This is a genomic window from Streptomyces ferrugineus (assembly GCF_015160855.1).
Classification (GTDB): domain Bacteria; phylum Actinomycetota; class Actinomycetes; order Streptomycetales; family Streptomycetaceae; genus Streptomyces; species Streptomyces ferrugineus.
Genome location: NZ_CP063373.1, coordinates 8955387 through 8978948, shown reverse-complemented (window position 1 = coordinate 8978948; position 23562 = coordinate 8955387). Strand labels below are relative to the sequence as shown.

Annotated in this window: 15 protein-coding genes; 11 read left to right on the top strand and 4 right to left on the bottom strand. The window is 73.3% G+C overall.

Annotated features, from left to right (window positions below; genetic code table 11):
• Positions 1-112 precede the first annotated feature (112 nt).
• The 5 genes from IM697_RS45625 to IM697_RS39850 all read left to right on the top strand — a co-directional run bounded on the left by IM697_RS45625 (position 113) and on the right by IM697_RS39850 (position 12945).
• The gene (locus IM697_RS45625; RefSeq protein WP_265582692.1) at positions 113-2440 is read left to right on the top strand and encodes a vWA domain-containing protein; all 2328 of its coding nucleotides are present in this window, start codon (positions 113-115) and stop codon (positions 2438-2440) included.
• A 78-nt stretch (positions 2441-2518) separates the two neighbouring features.
• The gene (locus IM697_RS39865; protein ID WP_228044358.1) at positions 2519-5962 is read left to right on the top strand and encodes a tubulin-like doman-containing protein; all 3444 of its coding nucleotides are present in this window, start codon (positions 2519-2521) and stop codon (positions 5960-5962) included.
• Positions 5959-8787 (top strand): hypothetical protein, encoded by a 2829-nt coding sequence (locus IM697_RS39860; protein ID WP_194041724.1) that lies wholly within the window; start codon positions 5959-5961, stop codon positions 8785-8787. The genes IM697_RS39865 and IM697_RS39860 overlap by 4 nt, the downstream gene beginning before the upstream one ends.
• A gap of 76 nt (positions 8788-8863) precedes the next feature.
• Complete coding sequence (locus tag IM697_RS39855) at positions 8864-10999, top strand: serine/threonine-protein kinase (RefSeq protein ID WP_194041723.1); 2136 nt, start codon at positions 8864-8866, stop codon at positions 10997-10999.
• Positions 10996-12945, top strand: a complete 1950-nt coding sequence (locus tag IM697_RS39850) for a hypothetical protein (protein ID WP_194041721.1) — start codon at positions 10996-10998, stop codon at positions 12943-12945. The genes IM697_RS39855 and IM697_RS39850 overlap by 4 nt, the downstream gene beginning before the upstream one ends.
• A gap of 13 nt (positions 12946-12958) precedes the next feature.
• Here IM697_RS39850 and IM697_RS39845 read toward each other — a convergent pair whose 3' ends face one another.
• Positions 12959-13849: a MarR family winged helix-turn-helix transcriptional regulator gene (locus IM697_RS39845; RefSeq protein WP_194041718.1), complete on the bottom strand. Its 891-nt coding sequence runs from the start codon at positions 13847-13849 to the stop codon at positions 12959-12961.
• Between the two features lie 69 nt (positions 13850-13918).
• On the opposite strand from IM697_RS39845, the gene IM697_RS39840 reads away from it, so the two are divergent.
• From IM697_RS39840 to IM697_RS39815, 6 genes are all read left to right on the top strand, one after another.
• Positions 13919-14488, top strand: a complete 570-nt coding sequence (locus IM697_RS39840) for a DinB family protein (protein WP_194041716.1) — start codon at positions 13919-13921, stop codon at positions 14486-14488.
• 174 nt (positions 14489-14662) lie between these two features.
• Positions 14663-16189, top strand: coding sequence for an aldehyde dehydrogenase family protein (locus IM697_RS39835; RefSeq protein WP_194041714.1), 1527 nt, complete (start codon positions 14663-14665; stop codon positions 16187-16189).
• 50 nt (positions 16190-16239) lie between these two features.
• Positions 16240-17769: a GMC family oxidoreductase gene (locus tag IM697_RS39830; protein WP_194041712.1), complete on the top strand. Its 1530-nt coding sequence runs from the start codon at positions 16240-16242 to the stop codon at positions 17767-17769.
• Complete coding sequence (locus IM697_RS39825; protein WP_194041710.1) at positions 17769-18860, top strand: quaternary amine ABC transporter ATP-binding protein; 1092 nt, start codon at positions 17769-17771, stop codon at positions 18858-18860. The genes IM697_RS39830 and IM697_RS39825 overlap by 1 nt, the downstream gene beginning before the upstream one ends.
• Positions 18860-20809, top strand: a complete 1950-nt coding sequence (locus IM697_RS39820) for an ABC transporter permease (RefSeq protein WP_194041708.1) — start codon at positions 18860-18862, stop codon at positions 20807-20809. Before IM697_RS39825 ends, IM697_RS39820 begins: the two co-directional genes overlap by 1 nt.
• Position 20810: 1 nt before the next feature.
• The gene (locus IM697_RS39815; RefSeq protein ID WP_194041706.1) at positions 20811-21770 is read left to right on the top strand and encodes an ABC transporter substrate-binding protein; all 960 of its coding nucleotides are present in this window, start codon (positions 20811-20813) and stop codon (positions 21768-21770) included.
• A gap of 12 nt (positions 21771-21782) precedes the next feature.
• On the opposite strand, the gene IM697_RS39810 is transcribed toward IM697_RS39815, so the two are convergent.
• From IM697_RS39810 to IM697_RS39800, 3 genes are read right to left on the bottom strand one after another with little or no spacing between them, the layout of a single operon-like run.
• Positions 21783-22526, bottom strand: a complete 744-nt coding sequence (locus tag IM697_RS39810; RefSeq protein ID WP_194041704.1) for an isocitrate lyase/PEP mutase family protein — start codon at positions 22524-22526, stop codon at positions 21783-21785.
• Positions 22523-22969, bottom strand: a complete 447-nt coding sequence (locus IM697_RS39805) for a carboxymuconolactone decarboxylase family protein (protein WP_194041702.1) — start codon at positions 22967-22969, stop codon at positions 22523-22525. The genes IM697_RS39810 and IM697_RS39805 overlap by 4 nt, the downstream gene beginning before the upstream one ends.
• A complete protein-coding gene (locus IM697_RS39800; protein WP_194041701.1) occupies positions 22966-23478 on the bottom strand; it encodes a carboxymuconolactone decarboxylase family protein in 513 nt (170 codons plus the stop codon). The genes IM697_RS39805 and IM697_RS39800 overlap by 4 nt, the downstream gene beginning before the upstream one ends.
• Positions 23479-23562: the final 84 nt, after the last annotated feature.

The following is a 23562-nucleotide window of genomic DNA, read 5'->3' as shown; positions in this document are numbered from 1 at the left end:
GGGTGCGTCACCACCTACGCGCCACAAGCGGGGCGACAGCCCCGGGCGCGAACACCGAGCACGAGCACCACCTTTCACAATCGCACGCACTTCGAGGACCAAGGGGACGGCCGTGGGGAGAGTCACGGGAAGACGGCAGACAGGAAGGCCCCGGCTGCGCCGCGCCGCGGCCTCGGCGCTGGGCGGCGCCGCGGTGTTCGTGTCCCTGCTGGCACCGGCCGGTCAGGATCCGGTGCCCGCGGCGGACTCGGCACCCGCGTTCCCGGCGGTCAACTACGCGGTGGCCGTGGACGAGTCGGCCAGCCTCGCGCCCGCCGACATGAAGGCCGAGAAGGCCGCCGCCAAGCGGATCGCGCTCGGCGACGTCTCCTCGTCCTCGCACGTCACGGTGTTCGGCTTCGCCGCCGCCGAGTCAGAGGACCAGCGCGCCGTGGACCCGGTGTGCCCGCGCACCACGCTGGACGCGGCCGGCCGCGAGACGGTCGCCAAGTGCGTCGACAAGCTGCGCGGCCGCAAGGAGAGCGAGGGCACCGGCACCGATCTGCCGAGCGCGATCCGGCAGGGCGTGCACGATCTGACCGACGGTTCCGACCCGTCCGAGCCCCGGGTGCTGTTCCTGCTGACCGACGGGAAGATGGACGTCGAGGACAGCCCCAAGTACGGCGACCCGGCGCACCGCAAGGCCGAGGGCGAGAAGCAGCTCAAGGAGGCGCTCAAGGACGCCGCGGCGCAGAACGTCCAGATCTGGCCGCTCGGCTTCGGGCCCGACCCGGACAAGCGGCAGCTCGACCAGATCGCCGCTGGCGGCTACCAGAAGGGCTGCGTCGCACTGCCCTCGGCGACCCCCAGGGCGCACAAGGTCTCCGGAGCCAAGGACGTCGGCACCACACTGGAGAAGATCTTCGCCGCCGCCCACTGCCTGCGCCACGAGGAGGGCCCCAGCAAGCGGCCGCCGGCCACCCTGGAGATCGGCATCTCCCCGCTCGCGACCGTCGGCAGCATCGTCGTCGACAAGGGCGACCCCGAGGTGGAGATCAGCTACATCGACCCGGCCGGTGACACGATCCCCGCCACCTCGGGGACGTTCAAGAAGTCCCGCTTCGAGCTCGCGGGCGGCACCGGCACCGTCGAGGCGCTGAAGATCGTCGACCCGCTGCCCGGCATCTGGAAGGTCAAGGCCGAGGCCCCGGAGGGCCATCGCTCGCTGCCCGTCGCCGTCAGCGTGCTGTGGCAGGGCGAGTTGCGCGGCGCGATCACCATGGACCCGCCCTCGCCGCAGGCCGGCGAGAAGGTCACGGTGACCATGCGGCTGCAGACCCGCGAGGGCTACGAGATCAAGGACCCGCGCGACTACGAGGGGCTGCGCGTGCGCGGCGAGCTGACCGGGGACGGCTTCTCCCCGCTGGCCATCGACCTCGCCGACCGCGGCAAGGGCTCCGACCCCAAGGCGAGCGACGGCTCCTTCACCGGCACCGTCACCGTCCCCGAGGACGCCGACGGAGCGCTCCGGGCGAGCGCCACCCTGACCGCCTCGGGCCTGCGCGCCGACACCCGCGACGAGGACAGCGTCGTGGCGCCCGGCGAACTGCCCGTCACCGCCGCGCTCGACCTGCCGGACGCGGACACCAACCCCGGCGACACGGTCACCGGCAGCCTCGCCGTGCACAACACCACCGACAGCGAGCACACCCTCCGGCTGTCCGTCGCCGACGTCAGGGACGGGCTGCTGTCCGTCAGGCCCGCCGAGATCACCCTGAAGCCCGGCGAGTCCGGCACCCGCGACGTCACGGTCGAGGTCGCCCCCCAGGGCGTCTTCGGCGACCGCCTCGGCGGCGACGGCCTCGACCTCGCCGGCACCGTCACCGTCACCGACACCACCGCCGACGACCGCACCCTCGTACGGGAGCCGCTGGCGGTGCGGGTCACACCGGAGCCGGGCGTCTGGGAGAAGTACTGGTGGCTGTTCGTCGCCGGCGCCGTCCTGCTGGCGCTCGCCGCCGCGGCCCTCGTCGCCGGGCGGCGGCTGCGGCACCGCCGCAAGGACCCGTACGGACTGATGCTCCAACTGGTCTCGCAGGACGGCCGCGTCCTGGGCGAGCATCCGGCGGGGCACGGCAACAGCAAGCAGTGGTACGAGTTCACCGTCGTCGAGGCCCACCGCAGCCCGCGCATCGAACGGCGCCCGCACGGCCAGTACGCCGTCCAGCGCAGCCGCGAGGGCGGAGCGGTGCTGCGCACCAAGGGCAGCGGCCGCACCCCGCTGTCCGCGGGCGGCCAGGTCCAGCTCACCGACACGCTGAGCCTCGCCCTGGGCGAGGACACCCGGCCCGGCCGCACCGCCCGCCGAAGGCCGCCCGCCGCCGGATCCGCCGTCGGCGCCGGTTCCCCGGCCGGGCCCGGTGACGGCGGGAACGACAGCCCCTTCACCTCGTACCTGTGAGGGACCTGTGACGCGCGACCCACGGACGTACCGAGCACGAACCTGCGGCCGCCTCGGCCGTGAAGCGGGGAGGAACCCATGAAGATCTTCCAGCCGATGCTCTTCGTCGGCCTGGGCGGCACCGGAGGTCTGGTCGGTGCCGAGCTGGAACGCAGACTGCGCGCCGAACTGTGCGGCCCGGACGGCATGGCGCTGCACCGGCAGAGCGGCCACGCCCCGTTCCAGCTGCCCGACTGCCTGCAGTTCGTGTACGCGGACTACAGCGAGAGCGACCTGCAGCGGCTGCCGCAGTTCAACGTCGACCCGTCCCTGCGGGCCGCGTACGCCCGCACCTCCCGGGCCACCCACAACCTGCTGCCGAACTTCGACGCCTCCCCGGAGGTGACCAAGATGCTCCGGGCGGTGCTGCGCGACGAGGTCGCCGACTGGCTGCCGCCGCGCGTCGACGAGCCGAAGGTCACCCCGCTGCACGCCGGCGCGGGCCAGTTGCCGACCGTGGGGCGGGCCGCGCTGTTCGCCACGCTCCGGCACGGCCTCGGCCCGGTCCTGGAACCGCTGCTCCAGGCGATCGACGCGATCGCCAAGTCGGCGGGCGAGCTGAGCGAGCTCGGCGGCGGCAAGGTCAACGGCTGCGACGTGTTCGTCGCCTTCTCGGTGGCCGGCGGCACCGGCGCCGGGATCTTCCTGGACTACCTCCACCTCATCAACCACGCTTTCCAGCTGCGCCGCTTCGACGGCGTGAAGATCTACCCGCTGGTCGTGATGCCGTCGTCGTTCTCCGCCGCGACCGGCGGCGGGCGCGAGGCCGAACTCAACGCGGCCCGGGCGCTGGTCGACCTGTTCCGGCTGGTCGACACGCAGAACGCGCCGTCGGAGGGCCACGAGATCGGCGATCTCGACCAGGAGCTCGGACTCGGCGTCCGCTACCCCGGATACACCCCGATCCGGCTGCGCACCGGCATCCTGCCCACGGCGTTCCTGTTCAGCCCGACCGCCGGCATCCGCGCCGACGACCTGCGCCGCTCCATCGTCTCCCTGGTGATGTCGCTGATCGGCACCGAACTGGGCGACGGCCGCTCCCGGGGCCGCACGCTGGCCGCCGACGACGACTTCCAGACCTTCGCGGCGAGCTTCATCAACCGGGGCGTGCAGCGCAGCGCCGTGTCCCCGACCGGCATCGGCCGCCAGGGCGTCTCCACCAGCCTGGTCGCCTCCATGACCGCGCCCATGGACCAGCTGGCCGACCTGGTGGCCGGGCGGCTGCTGCGGCTCGCGGTCACCGATCTCGTGGAACAGCCGCGGGCGGCGCTGCGGGACGAGGCGGTGCCGATGATCCGGCAGTTGTTCGCCGACTCCCACCTCGAAGAGCTCTGGGAGCGCAGGCAGTTGCCGGTGCCCGAGCCCGATCCGCTGCCGCGCGGCGGCCGCAGCATCGAGCAGGCGCTCGGCGAGCGCATCGCGGACATGCAGCGGCTGCTGTCCGACCTGCGGGCCGAGGCCGAGCGCGCGGCCATCGCCATGGCCGACCGGTTCGCGCCGCGCCCCGCCATCGACAAGCTGCTGCAGAGCGTGGACCCCTTCCTCGCCGAACGCGTCGTCAGGGGCGTCCCGGACAGCGACGAACCCATCGCCCGGCTCGGCTTCCTCGGCATGCTGGACCACCGCGCCCGCAACCCGCAGCGCCCGCTCGGGGTGACCGAGCTGCCGCCCAAGATCCCCCGGATCAAGGGCCAGTTGGGCGGTCTGGCGCCGGCCCGCTGGGGCGACGACGACGTGCAGGCGGCCATCCAGGAGCAGGACGCCTGGTACCAGTGGCGCTGCCGGATGGTGTGGCACGAGGCCTGGCGCGAACAGCAGATGCACTGGCAGCCCCAGGCCGACGCGGCCGGCACCGACCTCGGGCGCCTGGTGGGCGCCTTCCGCCGGCACAGCGACCAGGAGAACAAGACCGCCCAGCAGAAGGCGCACGAACTGTACGAGGACCGCACCGGCATCTCGTATCTGCTGCCGCCGCAGCGCACCCTCAACCACTTCTACGAGGACGTCGTCACCCGGCTGATCCGCCGCGAGGGCCTGCGCGAGAACGACGACGAGGCGGCGCTGCTGCTCAAGCTGGTCGACGGCGACACCTGGCGCGGCGTGCACGCGCAGAGCCGACGCGACCCGGAGGGCGCGGTGGCGAGGGTCAAGGGTCGACTGGAGGCCCGTATCACCCGCCTCTTCGCCGAGAGCGGGGCGCATCTGGAGGAACGGCCGCTGCTGCCGTCCATGGGCACGCTGCTGGCCGCGGCGGCGGGGGACTCGGACGCCAAGGACCAGGTCAGCAAGGAGGCGCTCGACCTGTTCGGGCGCAAGCTGACCGGGCTGCTGCCGGTCGGGTTCACCCCCGAGGGCACCGGGCTGTTGCGGGTCCTGGTGACCCACCCCCGGGTGCAGGCCGTGGAGGAGGTCCAGGAATTCCTCGGCAAGACGCTTCGCCTGCCCGCCGACGCGAAGAACTCCGTCGAGTACCGGGGCGTGGAGAGCGACTCGATCACCGTCGTCCTCTTCCGCAGCGAGATGAGCCTCACCCAGGTGCCCGAGGCCCGCAAGGTGCTGCGCCAGTGGGCCCGCGCCAAGGACTCCGAGCAGGCCCAGGACGTGCTGCGCTGGCGGCAGCGGCTCGGCTACCGCGACAGCTGGATGGTCAGCGGCGAGGAGGACCGGCGCGTCATCCTGCACCGCCTGCTGTGCTGCATGTGGAACGGCCAGGTGAACGTCGTCGACGGCGACCCGGCCTCACCGGACCGCATCCGGCTGCGGCTGCACCCCGAGAAGGGCCCGAACGTGCCCGGCGTCCGGCTGCGGCTCGGGGACTTCCCCGGCGGCGTGTCGAGCTGGGCCGAGCTGTTGCGGTCGTACGAGCGCTGGACGGTGCTGGACGACGAGCGGATCGTCGAGGACTACTGCCGTGAGCTGATGGGCGCTCAGCCGGAGGGCCTGGCCCGGGCCGGCAGCGAACCGCACCCGCTCTTCGTCGACCTCGTCGAGAAGGTCGCCCCGCGCCAGCTGGAACTGCTGGCCGAGCGGCGGGAGCGGGGCGGCGAACGGGTCGAGGGGTGGGTGCGTCCGCTGTGGGAGTTCTGGGCGGAGACCCTGCCCGCGGCCCTGGACACCGAGTTCGGCGACCAGCGCGCCATCCAGCCGACCCTGCGCACCCTGCTGGAACACATCCGCGGCGGCACTCCCACCGCCCCCCGCCCCCGCGGGGACTTCGCCGCCCCCCGCCGCCCGGCACCGGACGAGGACGACTGGGGGACGACACCGGTCACGCCGCGCGGCAGGGGGAGTTACGACGAGTACGAGGCGTCGTACGACGATCACGGCGAAGAGGAACGGGAGGGCTGGGGCGTCGGGCGTCGGGTCGGGGAAGGCCGCGACGAGGCGTATGACGACGGGAGCCGTCGAACGCCGCCGCCGTGGGCCGAGGGCGACTCCGGGGACTCCGGCCGCCGCACCCCCTGGGACGGTGACGCGCAGTGAGCAGGTCCCAGTCCTTCGGCACCGTCATCCACCTGGACCTGCGGGCCGGCGCGGCGGCGCTGCACAGTCCGTCGGCCCTGCGGGCCAGGGTCGCCCAGGAGCTGGGCCGGGCCGGGCTGCCGGAGCCGGACGACCCGCTGTTCCTCGTGGTCGACACCCCGGCCGGGCTCAACGACCACCAGACGCAGTACGAACTGCTCACCGGCTACCGCGCGGTGGGCGAGGTCAGGGTGCTGGTGCTGCTGGTCGGCAGCGCGCCGGGCGCCTTCGCCGGCGAGGAGGGGGACTTCCAGCCCGACCGCCGGCTGCTGCGCCCCTCCGTGCTGCGCGCCACGGGCACCGGACTGCTGTGGGCCGGCGATCTGCGCTCCGCCCGCACCGCGCTGGAGCAGCCCGAGCCGGACGACCCGGACGCGCTGGCGGTCCTGGTGGACGCGCTGTCCGTCCCGGACGTCTATCTCGCGGTGCTGGACGGCGTCCAGTCGCTGCCCGAGGCCGTCGCCGCGCCCGGCGTACGGCTGCTGGAGCAGGACCTGCCGCCGGAGGTGCGCGACCGGGCCTGGCGCGACGCGCTCACCCGGTTCGCCGGCGCCGACGACGACCTGGCGCCCGACGTGCTGCTGACCGCCTCGTCCGGAGCCGATCTGCCGGAGCCGCTGCGCGGCCTGGTGGCGGGCCGGGCCGGCCGGGACCTCGGGCACCGCGAACCCGGCGGCATCGCGGACGACGCCTACCGCGCCTGCGCGGACTCCCTCGACTACGCCGACGAGGCGCTGGCCGGGCTGCGCACCCTGCCCGGACTGCTGCGGGCCTCCCGCCGGGAGACCTTCGAGGCGGAGGTCGACCAGGCGCGGGGGGCGCTCGACAACTACCGGGACCTCGTCGCCACGGCCCTGCGCAGCGGCGGCGGCACGGCACCGTCGGCGGCCGAGTCGGCGACCCGCCTCGCGGCACTCGGGCTGCGGGTGCCGTCGGCCGAGGGCATGGGCGAGCGGATCGGCGAGGGGCTGCGGGAGTTCGCCCTGAAACTGCTGGCCCAGGGGCTCGCCCTGCGCTCGGTCGCCCAGCGCTTCACCGGGCTGGCCGGCCGGGTGGAGCCGCTGCCGGGCACGGCACTGCTGCCGAAACTCGCCCCCCACTCCGCAGAGGCCGTGGCCCGGCGGACGGCGGGCGGAACGGGCGCCGAGGTGCCCGGACTCCCGGTCGCCGGACCGCTGGCGGCGGCCGGCGCCGGGCTGCTCGGCGCGCTCTGGTCGGGGCCGTTCCTCGCCCTCGCGGTCCTCGTGCCGCTGCTGTTCGCCGGCATGGCGACGCTCGGCGCGGCCCGGCTGCGCGGCGCGGGACGCCCCGGCCGCTGGGCCGTGGCCCCGAGGGTCGCGGCGTTCTGCGGTGCCGCGGCCGGGGCGGGCGTGGGGTACGCGACCGACTCCCCGGTCTGGGTGGGCACGATCGGCCTGCTGGCCGCTCTCGGGATCGCGCTGGAGACCGTACGCCGGCTGTGGCGTGCGGCGGCCGCCGCCTGGGCCCCGGGCCGGACCACCGCCGTGCTGCGCCAGGCACTCGACGGACTGGACACCCTGCTGGCCGAGGCGGTGCGGGAGCACTGGGCCGTCGAGGAGCGCCTGTACTGCGCCGACGCCGCCCGTTCCGTCGCCGGCATGCTGCGGGCGACGGCGGCCGCGGCGGAGGCGGAGGCGCTGCCCGAGCCCGCGCGGCTCGCGGCGGCCGCCGCGTCCGGGGCCGAGGACGACTGGCTGTCCAGCGACCCGGACCTGGAACCGGACGACGACTACGCCGGGTCCGACGACGGCGAGAGCGACTGGGCGAGCGTGTACGCCTGGGAGGACGGCGACGCGTGGGACGAGCCCGGCGAGGAGAAGAGCGGGGAGCGGGAGACCGCCGCACCTTCCGGGACCCGCCCCAAGGGCGTGCCGCGCTGGCTGGAGCGGGAGAGCGGTGAGGGCGGGCCGGAGCTGGTCGCGACCCTGTCCGCCGATCTGACGGACGCCGCCCTCGAAGCCATGAAGCACTACTGGGGTGCCGTCGAGCGCGGCCAGGCCGGCGCCCGCGCCGTCCGGCGCACCGAGGAACGGGTCCGTGAGCTGCTGTCCACGGCCCGCCATCACCTCCAGCACAACGGGGTCCTGGCCCCGCCCCCGTTCGCCGCCGCGCGCCGCGTCCGCGCCACCTCGGCGAACCTGCTCGGCACCGACCCGTACGGACTGGCCGAACTGGTCGGCGCGGACGCCGACCGGCAGGCCGTGGTGCAGCTCTCCACCCCCGAGCAGGGCACGCTGCTCAGCCGCGACCCGGCGGCCGCGGTGTGGCTGAGGTTCGCACCGGGGGCGGTGCGCGACGAGGTCGAGAAGTCCTGGCGGGCGAGCGGTTCGGTGCACCCGGAGGAGGTCCTGTGGACATCGACGGGCCGCTACGCCGGCCTGGTCCGCCTCACCCCCCTGCGCATCGGCGTGGTGCACACCGTCCGCCCCCGGCACGGTTCCGACTCCGGCGGAGCGGAGGCGGGCGACGGTGCGGCGGGGACGTACGGCATGACGGACCCGTACGACCGGCCTGGCGCGTACGGCCGACCTGACGCGTACGGCCGGCCTGGCGCGTACGGCCGGCCTGACGCGTACGGCCGACCGGACACCTACGACCGGCCGGACACCGACGACCGACCGGACACCCACGACCGCGCGAGCTCGTACGACCGCGCGAGCTCCTACGACCGCACGGCTTCCTACGACCGCGCGGACCCCGGCGACTGGCCGGCCTCGGACGACCGGTCGGGCTCCGGTGACCGAGGGGACGGCGACCGCTGGTGATCCGCACCCCGCGTTCCGGTCCGCCGGACAGCCACCCGCACGGCCCGGTGCACAGGTACGAACGAAAGGACCGCCGGTGACCAGCACCACGCATTCCCGCCCGCCGGGGCCGGGCGGGCCGCCTCCGGACAAGCTCGCGTTCACCGCCCCGTCGGGGCGGCGGCGCGTCACCCCGGTGCGGGTCGGCCGGGAGTTCCGGCGCGACCGGCTGCTGCCCCAACTCCTGCGCAAGGCCGTGCTCGACGACGAGGGACAGCAGTGCGTGCAGGTACGGCTGAGCGCCAAGGACGCGGCGAACCCGGCGGCGCGCGCCCTGCTCGACACCGAGGCCGGCACCGCCGTGCAGCTCGGCCAGGTGCTCGGCGACACCGAGTACGCGGCGCTCTTCCCCCGGCTCATCGGCTACGAGCTGGACACCGCCGAGCCGTTCCTGCTGTACGACCCGCCGCGCGGCACGGCCGTCTCGCGGATCCATGTGATGGGCGCCGCCGACCAGGAGATCTTCACCCGTGACCTGATGCTGGCCCTGTGCCTGCTTGAGGGTCAGGGACTGGTGCCGCGCGGCGTCTCGCCCGCGACCGTGCTCTGGGACGGTGCCAGGGTCCAGCTGTGGGGCCTGGAGTCGGTGACCCGGATCGGCCGGCCGAGGCGCCCGTGGGGCCGTGCCCCCTTCTGCCCGCCCGAACAGCGCGGCGGTGAGGGAACCGCCGATCCCCGGGACGCGGTGTGGAGCGCGGCCCAGGTGCTGTACCGGCTGGCGACGGGGCGGCCGGGACCCGCCGACCGGCCGCCCGCCGACCTCGGCGAACACCGCAAGCTCGACCGGACGTTGCGCGACGCCTTCGCACCGCGGGCGGCCGACCGGCCGATGCCCGCCCAGGTGCTCGACCTCGTGGCGCCGGGAGCCGCCCGCCGGGTCCGGGCCGCCGTGCCGCCCGACGAGACGCGCCCGCACCACGAGGCCTTCGAGGAGGCGCTGCGCCTCAAACGGCAGGCGCCCGCCGCCCGGCCGCGCGAGCAGACCGGCAGTGGAGTGCTGTGCCCCTACTGCCTGGAGACGATCCAGCTCGACCTGACCAAACTGTTCGTCACCGACAGCCGTATGCAGTACAAGCCGCTGGACCTCAAGGGCATCAACAACCCGGTGCGGCGGACGGACGTCATGCGCGGCGCCGTCCAGAAGTGCACGGCGGACCCGGAGTTCCCCACGCACTACATCCCGGTGCCCTATCTGACCTACGGCCGCCCGCTGACCGTGGCGATGGTCGGCCAGTCCTCCACCGGCAAGAGCCATCTGCTCACCCAGATGATCGCGGCCATCACCGACGGCGGCCTTGAGCCGTACGGGCTGAAGTGGCAGTCCGTCAATCCCGAGCAGCACGCCCGGTTCGTACGGGACCGGGTGCAGCCGCTGCGGGGCGGCAAGGTCCTGGACCACACCGCGGCGCTGGGCATGGACGACTTCGCCCGCTTCGTGGAGTCCCTGCTGATCACCGACCCGCGGGGGCAGGTGCGCCCGGTCGCCTTCTTCGACCTCGGCGGCGAGGACCTCGTCCGCACCGACGCGGCACTGCGGTTCCTGCTCGGTGTCGACGCCCTCGTCTTCGTCGTCGACCCGGCGCTCGCCCTGCCGCTGCCGCAGCTCGACCACGCCCGCGAACGCTGGGGCGTGGAGGTGAACCGGGACGGCGACCTCGCCTTCGGCACGGTCCTGGACCGGCTGCCGAAGGACGGCGGGTACGTGGACGTGCCGGCCGCGATGGTGCTCGGCAAGGCCGACCTGCTCAGGTTCCAGCCGCCCGTCGACCGCTGGCTGACCCGGCCGCCGGCCACCTCGCTGGACCCGGCGCTGACCCGGGACGAGAGCCGGGACCTCTACGGGCTGCTGCGCCGGCACGCGGGCCAGGCCTGGCTGCGCCCCTTCGACGCGATCCGCCGCTGCACCCTGCACATCGCGTCCGCCACGGGCGGCCAGGAGGACCACGGCCGCTACCCCGCGGGCGCGGGTCCCCGGCGGGTGCTGGAGCCGCTGCTGGCGCTGCTGGCCATGCACGGGCTGATCCAGGTGCCGGGCGGCGCCGACGCGTTGGCGGTGGGGGAGGCGCCCGCGCTGGAGGCGGTGCCGTGGGGCGGGGAAGAGGCGGACGGGGAATTCGTGAGGCCGCGAGGGCCCGAGGAGCCCGAGGGATCCGAGGGAGGGGAACTTCAGTGAACGACTTCCATCAGGACGCCGCCCGGGGCCCGGTACAGCAGGTCGTCTACCGCTGGGACGGCAACCACGGCCGCCAGGGCACCGGCATGAACGCCGTCGCCCACTCCTGCGACGCCGAGCGCGCCGAGGAGTTGGGCCGGGAGCTGGGCCGGCTGCTGTGGGTGTCCGGCGCGGCGGCGGCCCGGCCGAGCGTCGTGCGCACGCTGTCCCGCGACGGCGACGTCCTGCTCGTCCAGCGCTGGCCCACCACCGACCGGGGCGGGCGGCCCAGCACGGTCAGCCATGTCCTGGTCGGCAACCGGGCCACGCTGAAGGTGCGGCAGTGCCTCGGGCTCGCCGACGGCGGCTGGCGCCGGCAGGAGAAGGCGGAGCAGGCGTCGGGGTCGCTGCCCGAGTTCGACGGCGCGTTCCTCGACGAGCTGGCGTCCGGCCGGCTGCCGGACATGCTGGAGAGGCTGCCGGGGGTCGAGCACTCGCTGATCCTCGCCGCCGCGGAGCTGCTGCGCGATCCGACGCAGCGGGTGTCGCTGCTGATCGAGGACGAGGCGCCGCGCGACTGGCCCGACCGGGACGCGGTGCCGGTGGTCTATCTCGGGCTGTTCCTGCTGTTCGGGGACTGGTTGGGCCAGGAGTGGACGTTCGCCACCTGCGACACCGTCGACACCCACCCGCTGCGGCTGATGGCCGTGCCGCGCTGGGAGCCGGACACCGGCGGCTCCGGCCCGCTGGCCAGGGTCATGGGACGGCGGCAGTCCCGCCCCCGGTTCGAGCACCGCGCGGCGGCCCAGCTGGTTCGGCACCTCCTCGCCCACCGGAAGGCCCGCCCCGGAGTGCCGCAACTGGTCGAGGACCTCGCCGGCGGAGCGGCCCTCGACTGGGAGCAGCGCCGCGCCCGCCTCCAACAGATCCTCGGCACCGACCGCACACCCCCGGCGGGCACGCGCATCCCGACGGCCGCGCTGCGGTCGGGGGAACGGAACGGCGATCCGGCCCGCGCCGTGGTGACCTCGGAGACGTATGCGGCCGCGTATCCCGAGGAGCCGTATGCGGACCGGTATCCGGAACCCCAACCCCGTCCGGAACCTCAACCCCATCCGGAACCCCAACCCCATCCGGAACCCCAACCCCCCGTGCATCCCGCCCCCATGCCCCAGCCTCCTGTCCCTTCACAACCCCAGCCCGCCCTCGACCCGAACTCCCACGACACACAAGCCCTGCACCACCACCTCCGCAGCTTCCGGCGCGGCGCTGTCATGGACCAGAGCATGCTGTTGGCGGAGTTGCGCAGGCAGCCCGACGAGGTGCTGCTGTGGGAGCTGCGGTCGGGTGAACTTCCTTTGGAGTCACTGGAGTTGCTGCTGGACGAACTGGGCGATCCGCACCGCGACCGGGTGCGTGCGCCCCAGCTGCGGCACGAGCTGTGCGCGGAGGTGCTCCGCAACGGCCTGTACTTCAAGCCGCACGGACCGGGCGCGGAGGGCAGATCGGGAGCCGACCGCGCCTCGCGCGCGGCCCACCTGTTCACCTGGGCCGTCGCACCGCTGGCCAGGGACGAGCGCCATCAGCTCCAACTCCAGGAACTGCTCTACCGGTTGAGCCGCGACCCGCACCCCACCACGGGCAACTGGCTCCGGCAGAGCATCATCGAGCCGCCGAACGGTCAGGTCCCCGACCTGCCGCCGGTGGTGTGGAGCCGGCTTCTGGCGAACGCGCTGACGCGGAACAGCGCACCGCCGCACTCCGTGTCACCGGCGCCCCCGCCGCTGCCGGCGCCCCACACCGCCCCGGCACCCACGACGCCGCCCCCGCAGCCGTCGGCCTACGCGCCGCGGCCGTTCACGGCCAGGATCACCGGAGGGCACGGCAACGCGGGCCTCCTCCTCATCGGCGGCCTCGGCTTCATCGCCATCGTCATGATCTTCGTGATCGCCTGGGCCGTCACCTGACCGACCGGTCCGCTCAGCGGGCGGCCAGCCGCTTCTCGAACCAGTGGCCGGCGTAGACGTTGTCGTCGTACGCCGGGATGTCCGTGTACCCACAGGCCCGGTACATGGCCTGCGCCTCGGTGAGCGCGGCGTGGGTGTCCAGGCGTACGACGGTCAGGTCGCGAGCGGCCGCCTCCTGTTCGAGCGCGGCGAGCAGGCGGCGGGCCAGGCCGAGGCGGCGGGCGGCGGGGTGCACCCAGACGTGGCGGATCTCGCCGGCGCCGGGCTCCAGCCGCCGCAGCGCGCCACAGCCCACCGGGCGGCCCTCCTCGTAGGCGACGAAGAACGCGCCGGCCTCGCCGGACACCTCCTCCGGCCGTACGAGGGCGTCCTTGTCGAACCCCTCGGGGAACCGCTCGTCGATGTCGGCCGCGTAGGCGTCCAGGCAGGCGCGGGCGTCCGGGGCGGCGCCGTCGACGAGGGCGACGGTGATGCCCGCGAGGCGCAGCAGGCGGTGCGCGGTGGTCATCGCCTCGGTGAGCTCGGCGCGCTGCGGATCGGTGAGGCCGTCGAGCAGGTCGTTCACGACGCCGTCCGCCCGCCGGTTCTGCTCCCTGACCTCCGTCCGCCCGGCCGGGGTCAGCTCGATCATGCGCAGCCGGCTGTCCTGCGGGTGGGTGCTCAGCCGGACCATGCCCTGGGCCTGCAGCGCCTTGGCCATCCGGCTCAGATATCCGGCGTCCAGCCCGAGCCGGCTCCTGAGCTCGCGCAGGGAGGCCCCGTCCCCGACCTCGAACAGCACCCGCGCCTCGCCGAGCGGACGGTCCTGGCCGAGGTAGTGGTCGTCCAGTACGCCGATGCGGCGCGTGAAGTAGCGGTTGAAGCGGCGGAAGGCCGTCACGTGTTCTACCGACACTGGCTCCATATTTATTTGACTGTAGTCAAAGGATCGGTTCGGGTCCATGCCTCCCGCGGTTGCTCCTAGCCTGCCCTCATGACCAACGACACCGAACAGCCGATCCTCATCGAGCCGCCCGTCGCGGGCAGCGAGGTCGACACCCTCATCGGCTCGCTGGAGCGGCAGCGCAGGACCTTCGCCTGGAAGTGCGAGGGGCTGGACGCGGCCGGTCTGGGTGCGCGGCTCGCGCCGTCCGCCCTCACGCTCGGCGGGCTGCTCAAGCACCTGGCCCTCGTCGAGGACGAGTACCTCACCCGGCGCCTGCTCGGGGCCGAGCTGCCGCCGCCGTGGGACACGGTGGACTGGGACGCCGACGCCGACTGGGAGTGGCGGTCGGCCGCCGGGGACGCGCCGGAGCGGCTGTACGCGCTGTGGGCGGGGGCCGTGGCCCGCTCCCGGGCGAATCTGCGGCAGGTGCTGTCCGGTGGAGGCCCGGATCAGCCCGTTCGGCTCACCTGGCCCGACGGCCGGGCGCCGAGCGTGCGGCGCGTGCTGATCGACCTCGTCGAGGAGTACGCCCGCCATGTCGGGCAGGCCGACATGATCCGCGAGTCCATCGACGGCCGGGTGGGTGAGGATCCGCCGGCCGGCTTCCCGAGCCCCTGATCGTCTCGCGGTCCACTGCGTTCCGTCCGGTTTGTCCCTATGTTCAGTGACACGGCCCACTTTCGGCCGTGGATCGCGCATGCATCCGCACGGCGGGGGCATGCGCACTCGGTCCCATGAGTGACACCCGTGTGACACAGGGGCTCTGAACAGGAACGGAAGGCAACACCGATCATGGCGGTAAGTACGGAACTCAAGGCGCGCGGCACCATCCACGTGGGAGGGGAATGGCGCGCGGCCGTCTCCGGGGCGACGCGCGAGATCCTCGACCCCGCGGACGCGACGCCGTTCGCCGTGGTCGCCGAGGGTGACGAGAAGGACACCGATCTGGCCGTGGCGGCCGCGCACCGCGCCTTCGACTCAGGCCAGGGCGAGTGGCCCCGTACGCCCGTCGCCGAGCGCGCCGCCCTGCTGCGCCGGGTCGCCGAGCTGCTCACGCGCGACCGCGAGCAGCTCGGCCTGCTGGAGAGCCGCGACGCCGGCAAGACCCTCGAAGAGGGCCGGGTCGACATCGACTGCGTCGCCGACGCCTTCCGCTACTTCGCCGACCTCGTCGCCGCCGAGGCCCCGGGCCGGGTCGTCGACGCGGGGTCCACCGAGATCCACAGCGTCGTCGTCCATGAGCCCGTCGGCGTCTGCGCGCTGATCACGCCCTGGAACTACCCCCTGCTCCAGGCCAGCTGGAAGATCGCGCCCGCGCTCGCCGCCGGGAACACCTTCGTCGTCAAGCCGAGCGAGATCACCCCGCTGACGACCGTCGCGCTCATCGAGCTGCTGGCCGAGGCCGGGCTGCCCGCCGGGGTCGCCAACATCGTCACCGGCCCCGGCCACACCGTCGGCGCCCGTCTCAGCGAGCACCCCGACGTCGACCTCGTCTCCTTCACCGGCGGCCTGGTCAGCGGCACCAAGGTGGCCCAGGCCGCGGCGCCCACCGTCAAGAAGGTCGCCCTCGAACTCGGCGGCAAGAACCCCAACGTCGTCTTCGCCGACGCCTGCGCCACCGACGAGGCCTTCGACACCGCCGTCGACCAGGCCCTCAACGCCGCGTTCATCCACAGCGGCCAGGTCTGCTCGGCCGGCGGCCGCCTGATCATCGAGGAGTCCGTGCGGGACCGCTTCGTCGCCGAGCTGGCGCGCCGGGCCGACCGTATCCGCCTCGGCCGCGGCACCGAGGACGGCGTCGAGTGCGGGCCGCTCGTCTCCGAGCAGCAGCGCGCCAAGGTCGAGGCGTACGTCGAGTCCGCGCTCCAGGAGGGCGCGGTGCTGCGCTCCGGCGGCAAGCGCCCGGAGGCCGGCCCCACCCGGCCCGCCGCCGGCTACTTCTACGAGCCGACCGTTCTCGACCACTGCCACCGCGAGATGCGCGTCGTCCGCGAGGAGGTCTTCGGCCCGGTCCTCACCGTCGAGACCTTCAGCACCGAGGACGAGGCGATCGCCCTCGCCAACGACACCGAGTACGGCCTCGCGGGCGCCGTCTGGACCGCCGACGCGGGACGCGCCCGCCGGGTCGCGGGCCGGCTGCGGCACGGCACCGTCTGGATCAACGACTTCCACCCCTACCTCCCGCAGGCGGAGTGGGGCGGCTTCGGCAAGAGCGGGGTGGGCCGCGAACTCGGCCCCGCCGGACTCGCCGAGTACCGCGAGGCCAAGCACGTCTACCAGAACCTCGAGCCGAAGCCCGTCCGCTGGTTCACCGGCTGACCCGGCCCGGCCCCTCCCCCCACGCAAGACCTCCCTGGAGTACCCCTTACATGTCCCAGAACACCCCTGTGTACGACTACGTCGTCATCGGCGGCGGCACCGCGGGCTCGGTCATCGCCTCCCGGCTGACGGAGAACCCCGACGTCACGGTCGCCGTCATCGAGGGCGGCCCCAGCGACGTCGACCGCGACGACGTCCTCACCCTGCGCCGCTGGATGGGCCTGCTCGGCGGCGACCTGGACTACGACTACCCGACCACCGAGCAGCCCCGCGGCAACTCCCACATCCGGCACAGCCGGGCCCGGGTCCTCGGCGGGTGCTCGAGCCACAACACCCTCATCGCCTTCAAGCCGCTGCCGTCCGACTGGGACGAGTGGGAGCAGGCCGGCGCCACCGGCTGGGGCGCGGTGCCGATGGAGGCGTACTACGCGCGGCTGAAGAACAACATCGTCCCGGTCGACGAGAAGGACCGGAACGCCATCGCCCGTGACTTCGTCGACGCGGCGCAGGGCGCGCTCGGCGTCCCGCGCGTCGAGGGCTTCAACAAGCAGCCCTTCACCGAGGGCGTCGGCTTCTTCGACCTCGCCTACCACCCGGAGAACAACAAGCGCTCCTCGGCGTCGGTGGCGTATCTGCACCCGGTGATGGACGAGCGCGAGAACCTCACCATCCTGCTGGAGACCTGGGCGTACCGGCTTCAGCTGGACGGCACCCGCGCCGAGGGCGTGCACGTGCGCACCAAGGACGGCGAGGAGCTGCTGGTCAAGGCCCGGCGCGAGGTCGTGCTGTGCGCCGGCGCCGTCGACTCGCCCCGGCTGCTGATGCACTCCGGCATCGGCCCCAAGGAGGACCTCGCCGCGCTGGGCATCCCGGTCGTCCACGACCTGCCGGGCGTCGGCGAGAACCTCCTCGACCACCCCGAGTCGGTGATCGTGTGGGAGACGAACGGGCCGATCCCGGACAACTCCGCGATGGACTCCGACGCGGGCCTGTTCGTGCGCCGCGACCCCGAACACCAGGGCCCCGACCTGATGTTCCACTTCTACCAGATCCCCTTCACGGACAACCCGGAGCGTCTCGGCTACCGGCGCCCGGAGTTCGGCGTCTCCATGACCCCGAACATCCCCAAGCCGAAGAGCCGCGGCCGGCTGTACCTGACCAGCGCCGACCCGTCCGTCAAGCCCGCGCTGGACTTCCGCTACTTCACCGACGAGGACGACTACGACGGCCGCACCCTCGTCGACGGCATCCGCATCGCCCGCGAGATCGCCAAGGCCGAGCCGCTGGCCGGCTGGCTCAAACGTGAGGTCTGCCCCGGCCCCGAGGTCACCGGTGACGAGGAGCTGAGCGAGTACGCCCGCAAGGTCGCGCACACCGTGTACCACCCGGCGGGCACCTGCCGGATGGGCGCCGCCGACGACGAACTGGCCGTGGTGGACCCGCAGTTGCGGATCCGCGGCCTGGACGGCATTCGTATCGCGGACGCCTCCGTGTTCCCGACCATGACCGCCGTGAACCCGATGATCGGAGTGCTCATGGTCGGTGAGAAGGCCGTCGACCTGATCGGAGGTGACGCGTGATGACCACGACGCAGCGGAGCACCGCGCCCGAGACCCGCAAGCCCCCGACCGAGACGCCGGTCTTCTCCGTCGAGAACCTGTGGAAGGTCTTCGGCCCCAAGGCCCACCGCGTCCCCGCCGACGCCGAGCTGACCGCGCTCACGCCGGCCGAGCTGCGCACGCGCACCGGCTGCACGGCGGCCGTCCGCGACGTGTCCTTCGACGTCCGCAAGGGCGAGGTCTTCGTCGTCATGGGCCTGTCCGGCTCCGGCAAGTCCACCCTCGTGCGCTGTCTGACCCGGCTGATCGAGCCCACGTCCGGCACCATCGCCATCGACGGCGAGGACGTCCGCGCCATGGACAAGTCCCGGCTGCGCGAACTGCGCCGGCACCGCGCCGCGATGGTCTTCCAGCACTTCGGCCTGCTCCCGCACCGCACGGTCCTGGACAACGTGGCCTACGGCCTGGAGATCCAGGGCGTCGGCAAGGCGGAGCGCCGCAAGCGGGCCGCCGAGGTCGTCGCCAAGGTCGGCCTGGAGGGCATGGAGCACCGCAGGCCGGGCCAGCTCTCCGGCGGCCAGCGCCAGCGCGTCGGCCTCGCGCGCGCCCTCGCGGTGGACCCGGAGGTCCTCCTCTTCGACGAGCCGTTCAGCGCCCTCGACCCGCTGATCCGGCGGGACATGCAGGAGGAGGTCGTGCGCCTGCACCGCGAGGAGGGCCGCACGATGGTCTTCATCACCCATGACCTCAGCGAGGCCCTCAAACTGGGCGACCGTATCGCCCTGATGCGCGACGGCCGCGTGGTCCAGCTCGGCACCCCCGAGGAGATCGTGGGCTCCCCGGCCGACGACTACGTCCGCGAGTTCGTCCGTGACGTCCCGCGCGAACAGGTCCTCACGGTCCGTACGGCCATGCGCGCCGCGTCGGCCGACGAGGCGGACAAGGGCCCGGCGCTCGCACCGGACGCGACGGTGTCCGAGGCCATCGAGGCCGTGGCGCGCAGCGGTGCCCCGGCCCGCGTCATGCAGGACGGACGCTGCCTGGGCGTGGTCGACCACGAGCGGCTCCTCGGCGTCGTGGCCGGGACGGAGCAGCCCGGGGAGGTGGCGTGATGGCCACCGTCACCGCCGCCGCCCCGCGCACCGCCCTGCCCGGCCTCCTCAAGCGCCCCGGCGTGCGCAAGCTCCTGCTGCTCGCGCTCGCCGCCGCGATCCTCGTCCCGCTGGCCAACGCCCGCTGGGCCAGCGGCACCTGGCCGGACGCGCTGACCGTGGACGTCTCCGAGCCGCTGACCAAGGCCAGCGACTGGATCGTCGACAACCGGGACAGCCACCCGCTGTTCCTCTACTTCTTCGGGCACATCAGCAACGCGGTCGTGATCTCCGTACGCGCCGTGTACCTGGTGCTGCTCGCCGCCGGCTGGGCCGGTGTCACGGCCGCCGCGTCCCTCATAGCCTGGCGCGTCGCCGGCTGGAGGCTGGCCGCCGGCACCGGCGTCGCGTTCCTCGCCTGCGGACTCCTCGGCATGTGGGTGCCGACCATGCAGACCCTCGCGCTGATGGTCGTGGCGGTGCTCGCCTCGGCCGTCGTGGGCATGCTGCTGGGGCTCGCCGCCGGGCTGTCCGAGCGGATGGACCGGATGCTGCGCCCCGTCCTGGACACCATGCAGGTGCTCCCGGCCTACGCCTACCTGCTGCCCGTCGTGCTGGTCTTCGGCCTGGGCGTCCCCGCCGCCGTCCTGGCCACCGTCGTCTACGCCGCCCCGCCGATGGCCCGGCTCACCGCCCTCGGCCTGCGCGGCGCCGACAAGGAGGTGCTGGAGGCGGTCCAGTCGCTCGGCACCACCGCGCGGCAGCGCCTGCTGACCGCCCGGATCCCGCTGGCCCGGGGGGAACTCCTCCTCGGCCTCAACCAGACGATCATGATGGCGCTGTCCATGGCGGTCATCGCGTCCGTCATCGGCGCCGGCGGCCTCGGCGACCGCGTCTACCAGGCGCTGGCCTCGGTCGACGTCGGCGCGGCGCTCGCGGCCGGCATCCCGATCGTGCTGCTGGCCGTCGTACTGGACCGCGTGACCGGCGCGGCGGGCGAGCGGCTCGGGGAGGAGCCCCGGCCGGGCGGCCGGGCCCTGTGGCTGTACGCCCTCGGCGGCGCCGTGGCCGTCGCGGTCGCCGGACGCCTGGCGGGCCGTCTCGACTGGCCCGACGCCTGGACCCTGAACTTCGCCGAGCCGGTCAACCGCGCCGTCGACTGGATGACCGACCACCTCTACTCCGGTGTGCCCGTGATCGGCGGCACCGCCGACTGGGCGGCCCACTTCACCACCTGGATCCTCGACCCCCTGCGTGACGGCCTGCAGTGGCTGCCCTGGTGGTCGGTGCTGCTGATCGTCGCCACGCTGGCCTGGCTCATCGGCACCTGGCGCACCGCCCTGACCGCCGTGCTCGCCATGGCCGCGATCGGCGTCCTGGGCGTGTGGGGGCCCTCGCTCGACACGCTCTCCCAGGTCCTGGCGGCCGTCGCCGTCACCCTCGTCCTGGGCTTCGCGACCGGTGTCGCGGCGGCCCGCAGCGACCGGGTCGAGCGGATGCTGCGCCCCGTCCTGGACGTGTTCCAGACGATGCCGCAGTTCGTGTACCTGATCCCGGTGGTCGCGCTGTTCGGCGTGGGCCGGGCCCCGGCCGCCGCGGCAGCCGTCGTCTACGCGCTGCCCGCCGTCGTGCGCATCACCACCCAGGGGCTGCGCCAGGTCGACCCGGCCGCCCTGGAGTCGGCACGCTCGCTCGGCGCGACCCCGCTCCAGCAGCTGCGCCAGGTCCAGCTCCCGCTCGCCCGGCCCGCCCTGCTGCTCGCCGTCAACCAGGGCGTGGTCCTGGTCCTCGCCGTCGTCATCATCGGCGGCCTGGTCGGCGGTGGCGCGCTCGGCTACGAGGTCGTCGCCGGCCTGGCCCGGGGCGAACTGGCGACCGGCCTGGTGGCCGGTGCCGCGATCGTCTGCCTGGGCCTGATGCTGGACCGGGTGACCCAGCCGACCGAACGCCGCGCGAAGAAGGGAGCGTGACATGCGCGTCCGTATCACCACCGCCGTAGTGGCCGGCGTGTCGTCCCTGGCGCTGCTGACCGGCTGCGGCGCCGCCGACATGACCAAGCAGGCCTCGCCGTTCGCCAACGCGCAGGGCGCCAAGACGGTGACGCTCTCCGTCCAGTCCTGGGTCGGCGCGCAGGCCAACGTGGCCGTCGCCCAGTACCTCCTGGAGCACGAGCTCGGCTACCGCGTCGACACCGTCCAGGTCGACGAGATCCCCGCCTGGGACGCGCTCAGCCAGGGCCGGGTCGACGCGATCCTGGAGGACTGGGGCCACCCGGAACAGGAGCAGCGCTACGTCAAGGACAAGAAGACGATCGTGGCCGGCGGCGACCTCGGGGTCACCGGGCATATCGGCTGGTTCGTGCCGACGTACTTCGCCGAGCAGCACCCGGACGTCACGGACTGGAAGAACCTCGACAAGTACGCCGATCAGATGCGCACCGCGGAGAGCGGCGGCAAGGGCCAGCTCATGGACGGCTCGCCGTCCTACGTCACCAACGACAAGGCGCTGGTGAACAACCTGGACCTGAACTACCAGGTGGTGTTCGCCGGTTCCGAGGCCGCGCAGATCACGCAGATCAAACAGTTCGCCAAGGAGAAGAAGCCCTTCCTGACGTACTGGTACTCCCCGCAGTGGCTGTTCGAGAAGGTCCCGATGACCGAGGTGAAGCTGCCGGCGTACAAGGAGGGCTGCGACGCGGACCCGGAGAAGGTCGCCTGCGCCTATCCGCACACCCCGCTGCAGAAGTACCTCAACGCCGACTTCTCGAAGAACGGCGGTGCGGCGGCGGCCCTGCTGAAGAAGTTCAAGTGGACGACCGAGGACCAGAACGAGGTCTCCCTGATGATCGCCGACCAGAAGCTGACGCCAGAGGAGGCGGCGAAGAAGTGGGTGGACAGCCACGAGTCCACGTGGAAGGCGTGGCTGTCCTGACCGCAGGGGCTTTCAGAACACCCCCTGGCCCAGGTGTGGGACCATCTCGCGCAGCGCGCCGGCGGCCCAGCGCTGCAGCTCCGGCCCGAACGTGATCCGGGTGGCCCCGAGCTCGCCGAGTTCGGCGGGTGAGGGGCCGTCCCCGGTCACCGTGCCGTGCACATTGATCGGCCCCTGGATCCCGGACCGCAGCAGGGGCAGTACGCCGGTGGGGGCGCCGATCGGATACACGCAGTCGGCGCCCGCCGCGACGTACAACGCGGCCCTCTCGATGGCCTGTACGGCGGCCTGCTCGGGGTCGGTGCCGGCCTGGCCGAAGGTGTCGATGCGGGCGTTGACGAAGAGCCGGTCGGCGGCGGCGTGCCGCACCTCGGCCAGCCGGTCGGCGTGCCGGTGCGGGTCCTGGAGGACCCCGTCCGCGGAGTCCTCCAGGTTGCAGCCCACGGCACCCGTCTCCAGCAGCCGCTCCACCAGCTCCTTCGGCGCGAGCCCGTACCCGCCCTCGATGTCCGCCGACACCGGTACGTCGACCGCCCGCACGATCCGCGCGACGGCCGCGAACATCTCGTCGGCCGGTGTCCGCCCGTCCGCGTGGCCGAGGGAGGCCGCGACGCCAGCGCTGGGCGTCGCGAGCGCCGGGAAGCCGGCCTCGGCGAGGACGCGGGCGCTGGCGGCGTCCCACGGACCGGGCAGGACCAGCGGGTCGTCGGGGGAGGGGCGCCGGTGGAGCGCGCGGAAGGCTTCGACCTTGGTCACGGTGTGTATCCCCCTGGTGGAATGCGTCGGGTGACCATCACCCGGTTCCAGTTGTTGATGGCGACGATCAGCCCGATGAGATGGGCCAGTTGGCTCTCGTCGAAGTGCTCGGCGGCCTTCTCGTACACCTCGTCGGGCACGAACCCGTCCGTCAGGACGGTGACCGCCTCGGTGAGCGCCAGCGCGGCCCGTTCCCGCTCGCTGAAGACGTCCTCGGCCTCCTCCCAGGCGGCGAGCAGGTCGAGCTGCGACTCACCGACGCCGTGCTTGCGGGCGATGGCGAGATGCATGTCCAGGCAGAACGCGCAGTGGTTGAGCTGCGAGGCCCGGATCACGACGAGCTCGGCGAGCGCGGGATCGCCGAGGCCTCTCTTCGCGGCGGTGCTGAGCGCGGACATGGCCCGCGCGACTTCCCGGTCGAGTAGCTGCGTACGAACCGTCACTCGAAATCGCCCGGCTGGTAGTGGCCGGGGACGGCCCGCGTGGTCACCCCGAACCGGTTCCACGCGTTGATCACCGCGATCGTCGCGATGAGCTGGGCCAGTTCGGCCTGGTCGAAGTGCTCGGCGGCCTTCTCGTACACCTCGTCGGGCACGAACCCGTCCGTCAGGACGGTCACGGCCTCCGTCAGCTCGATCGCCGCGAGCTCCTTCTCCGTGTAGAAGTGCTTCGACTCCTCCCACGCGTTCAACTGCACGATCCGCTGGACGCTCTCGCCGGCCGCGAGCGCGTCCTTGGTGTGCATGTCGAGGCAGAACGCGCAGTGGTTGATCGCGGAGGCACGCAGCCGTACGAGCTCCACCAGCCCGGGGTCCAGGCCCTGCTTGGCGGCCGCGTCCAGGCGGGCCATCGCCTTGTAGACCTCGGGAGCGTGCTTGGCCCAGCGCATCCGGGCCGGTTGCTCGGGAACGTACTCCGTACTCGTCGTCGTGGTGTCGTTCGTGGTGGTCATGTCCTCGACCCTAGGAGTCAGGCAGCCCAGGGGTATGGTCCATTTCCATGGCGAGACCGTGGGCCACTTTGGGCGTGACCTCTT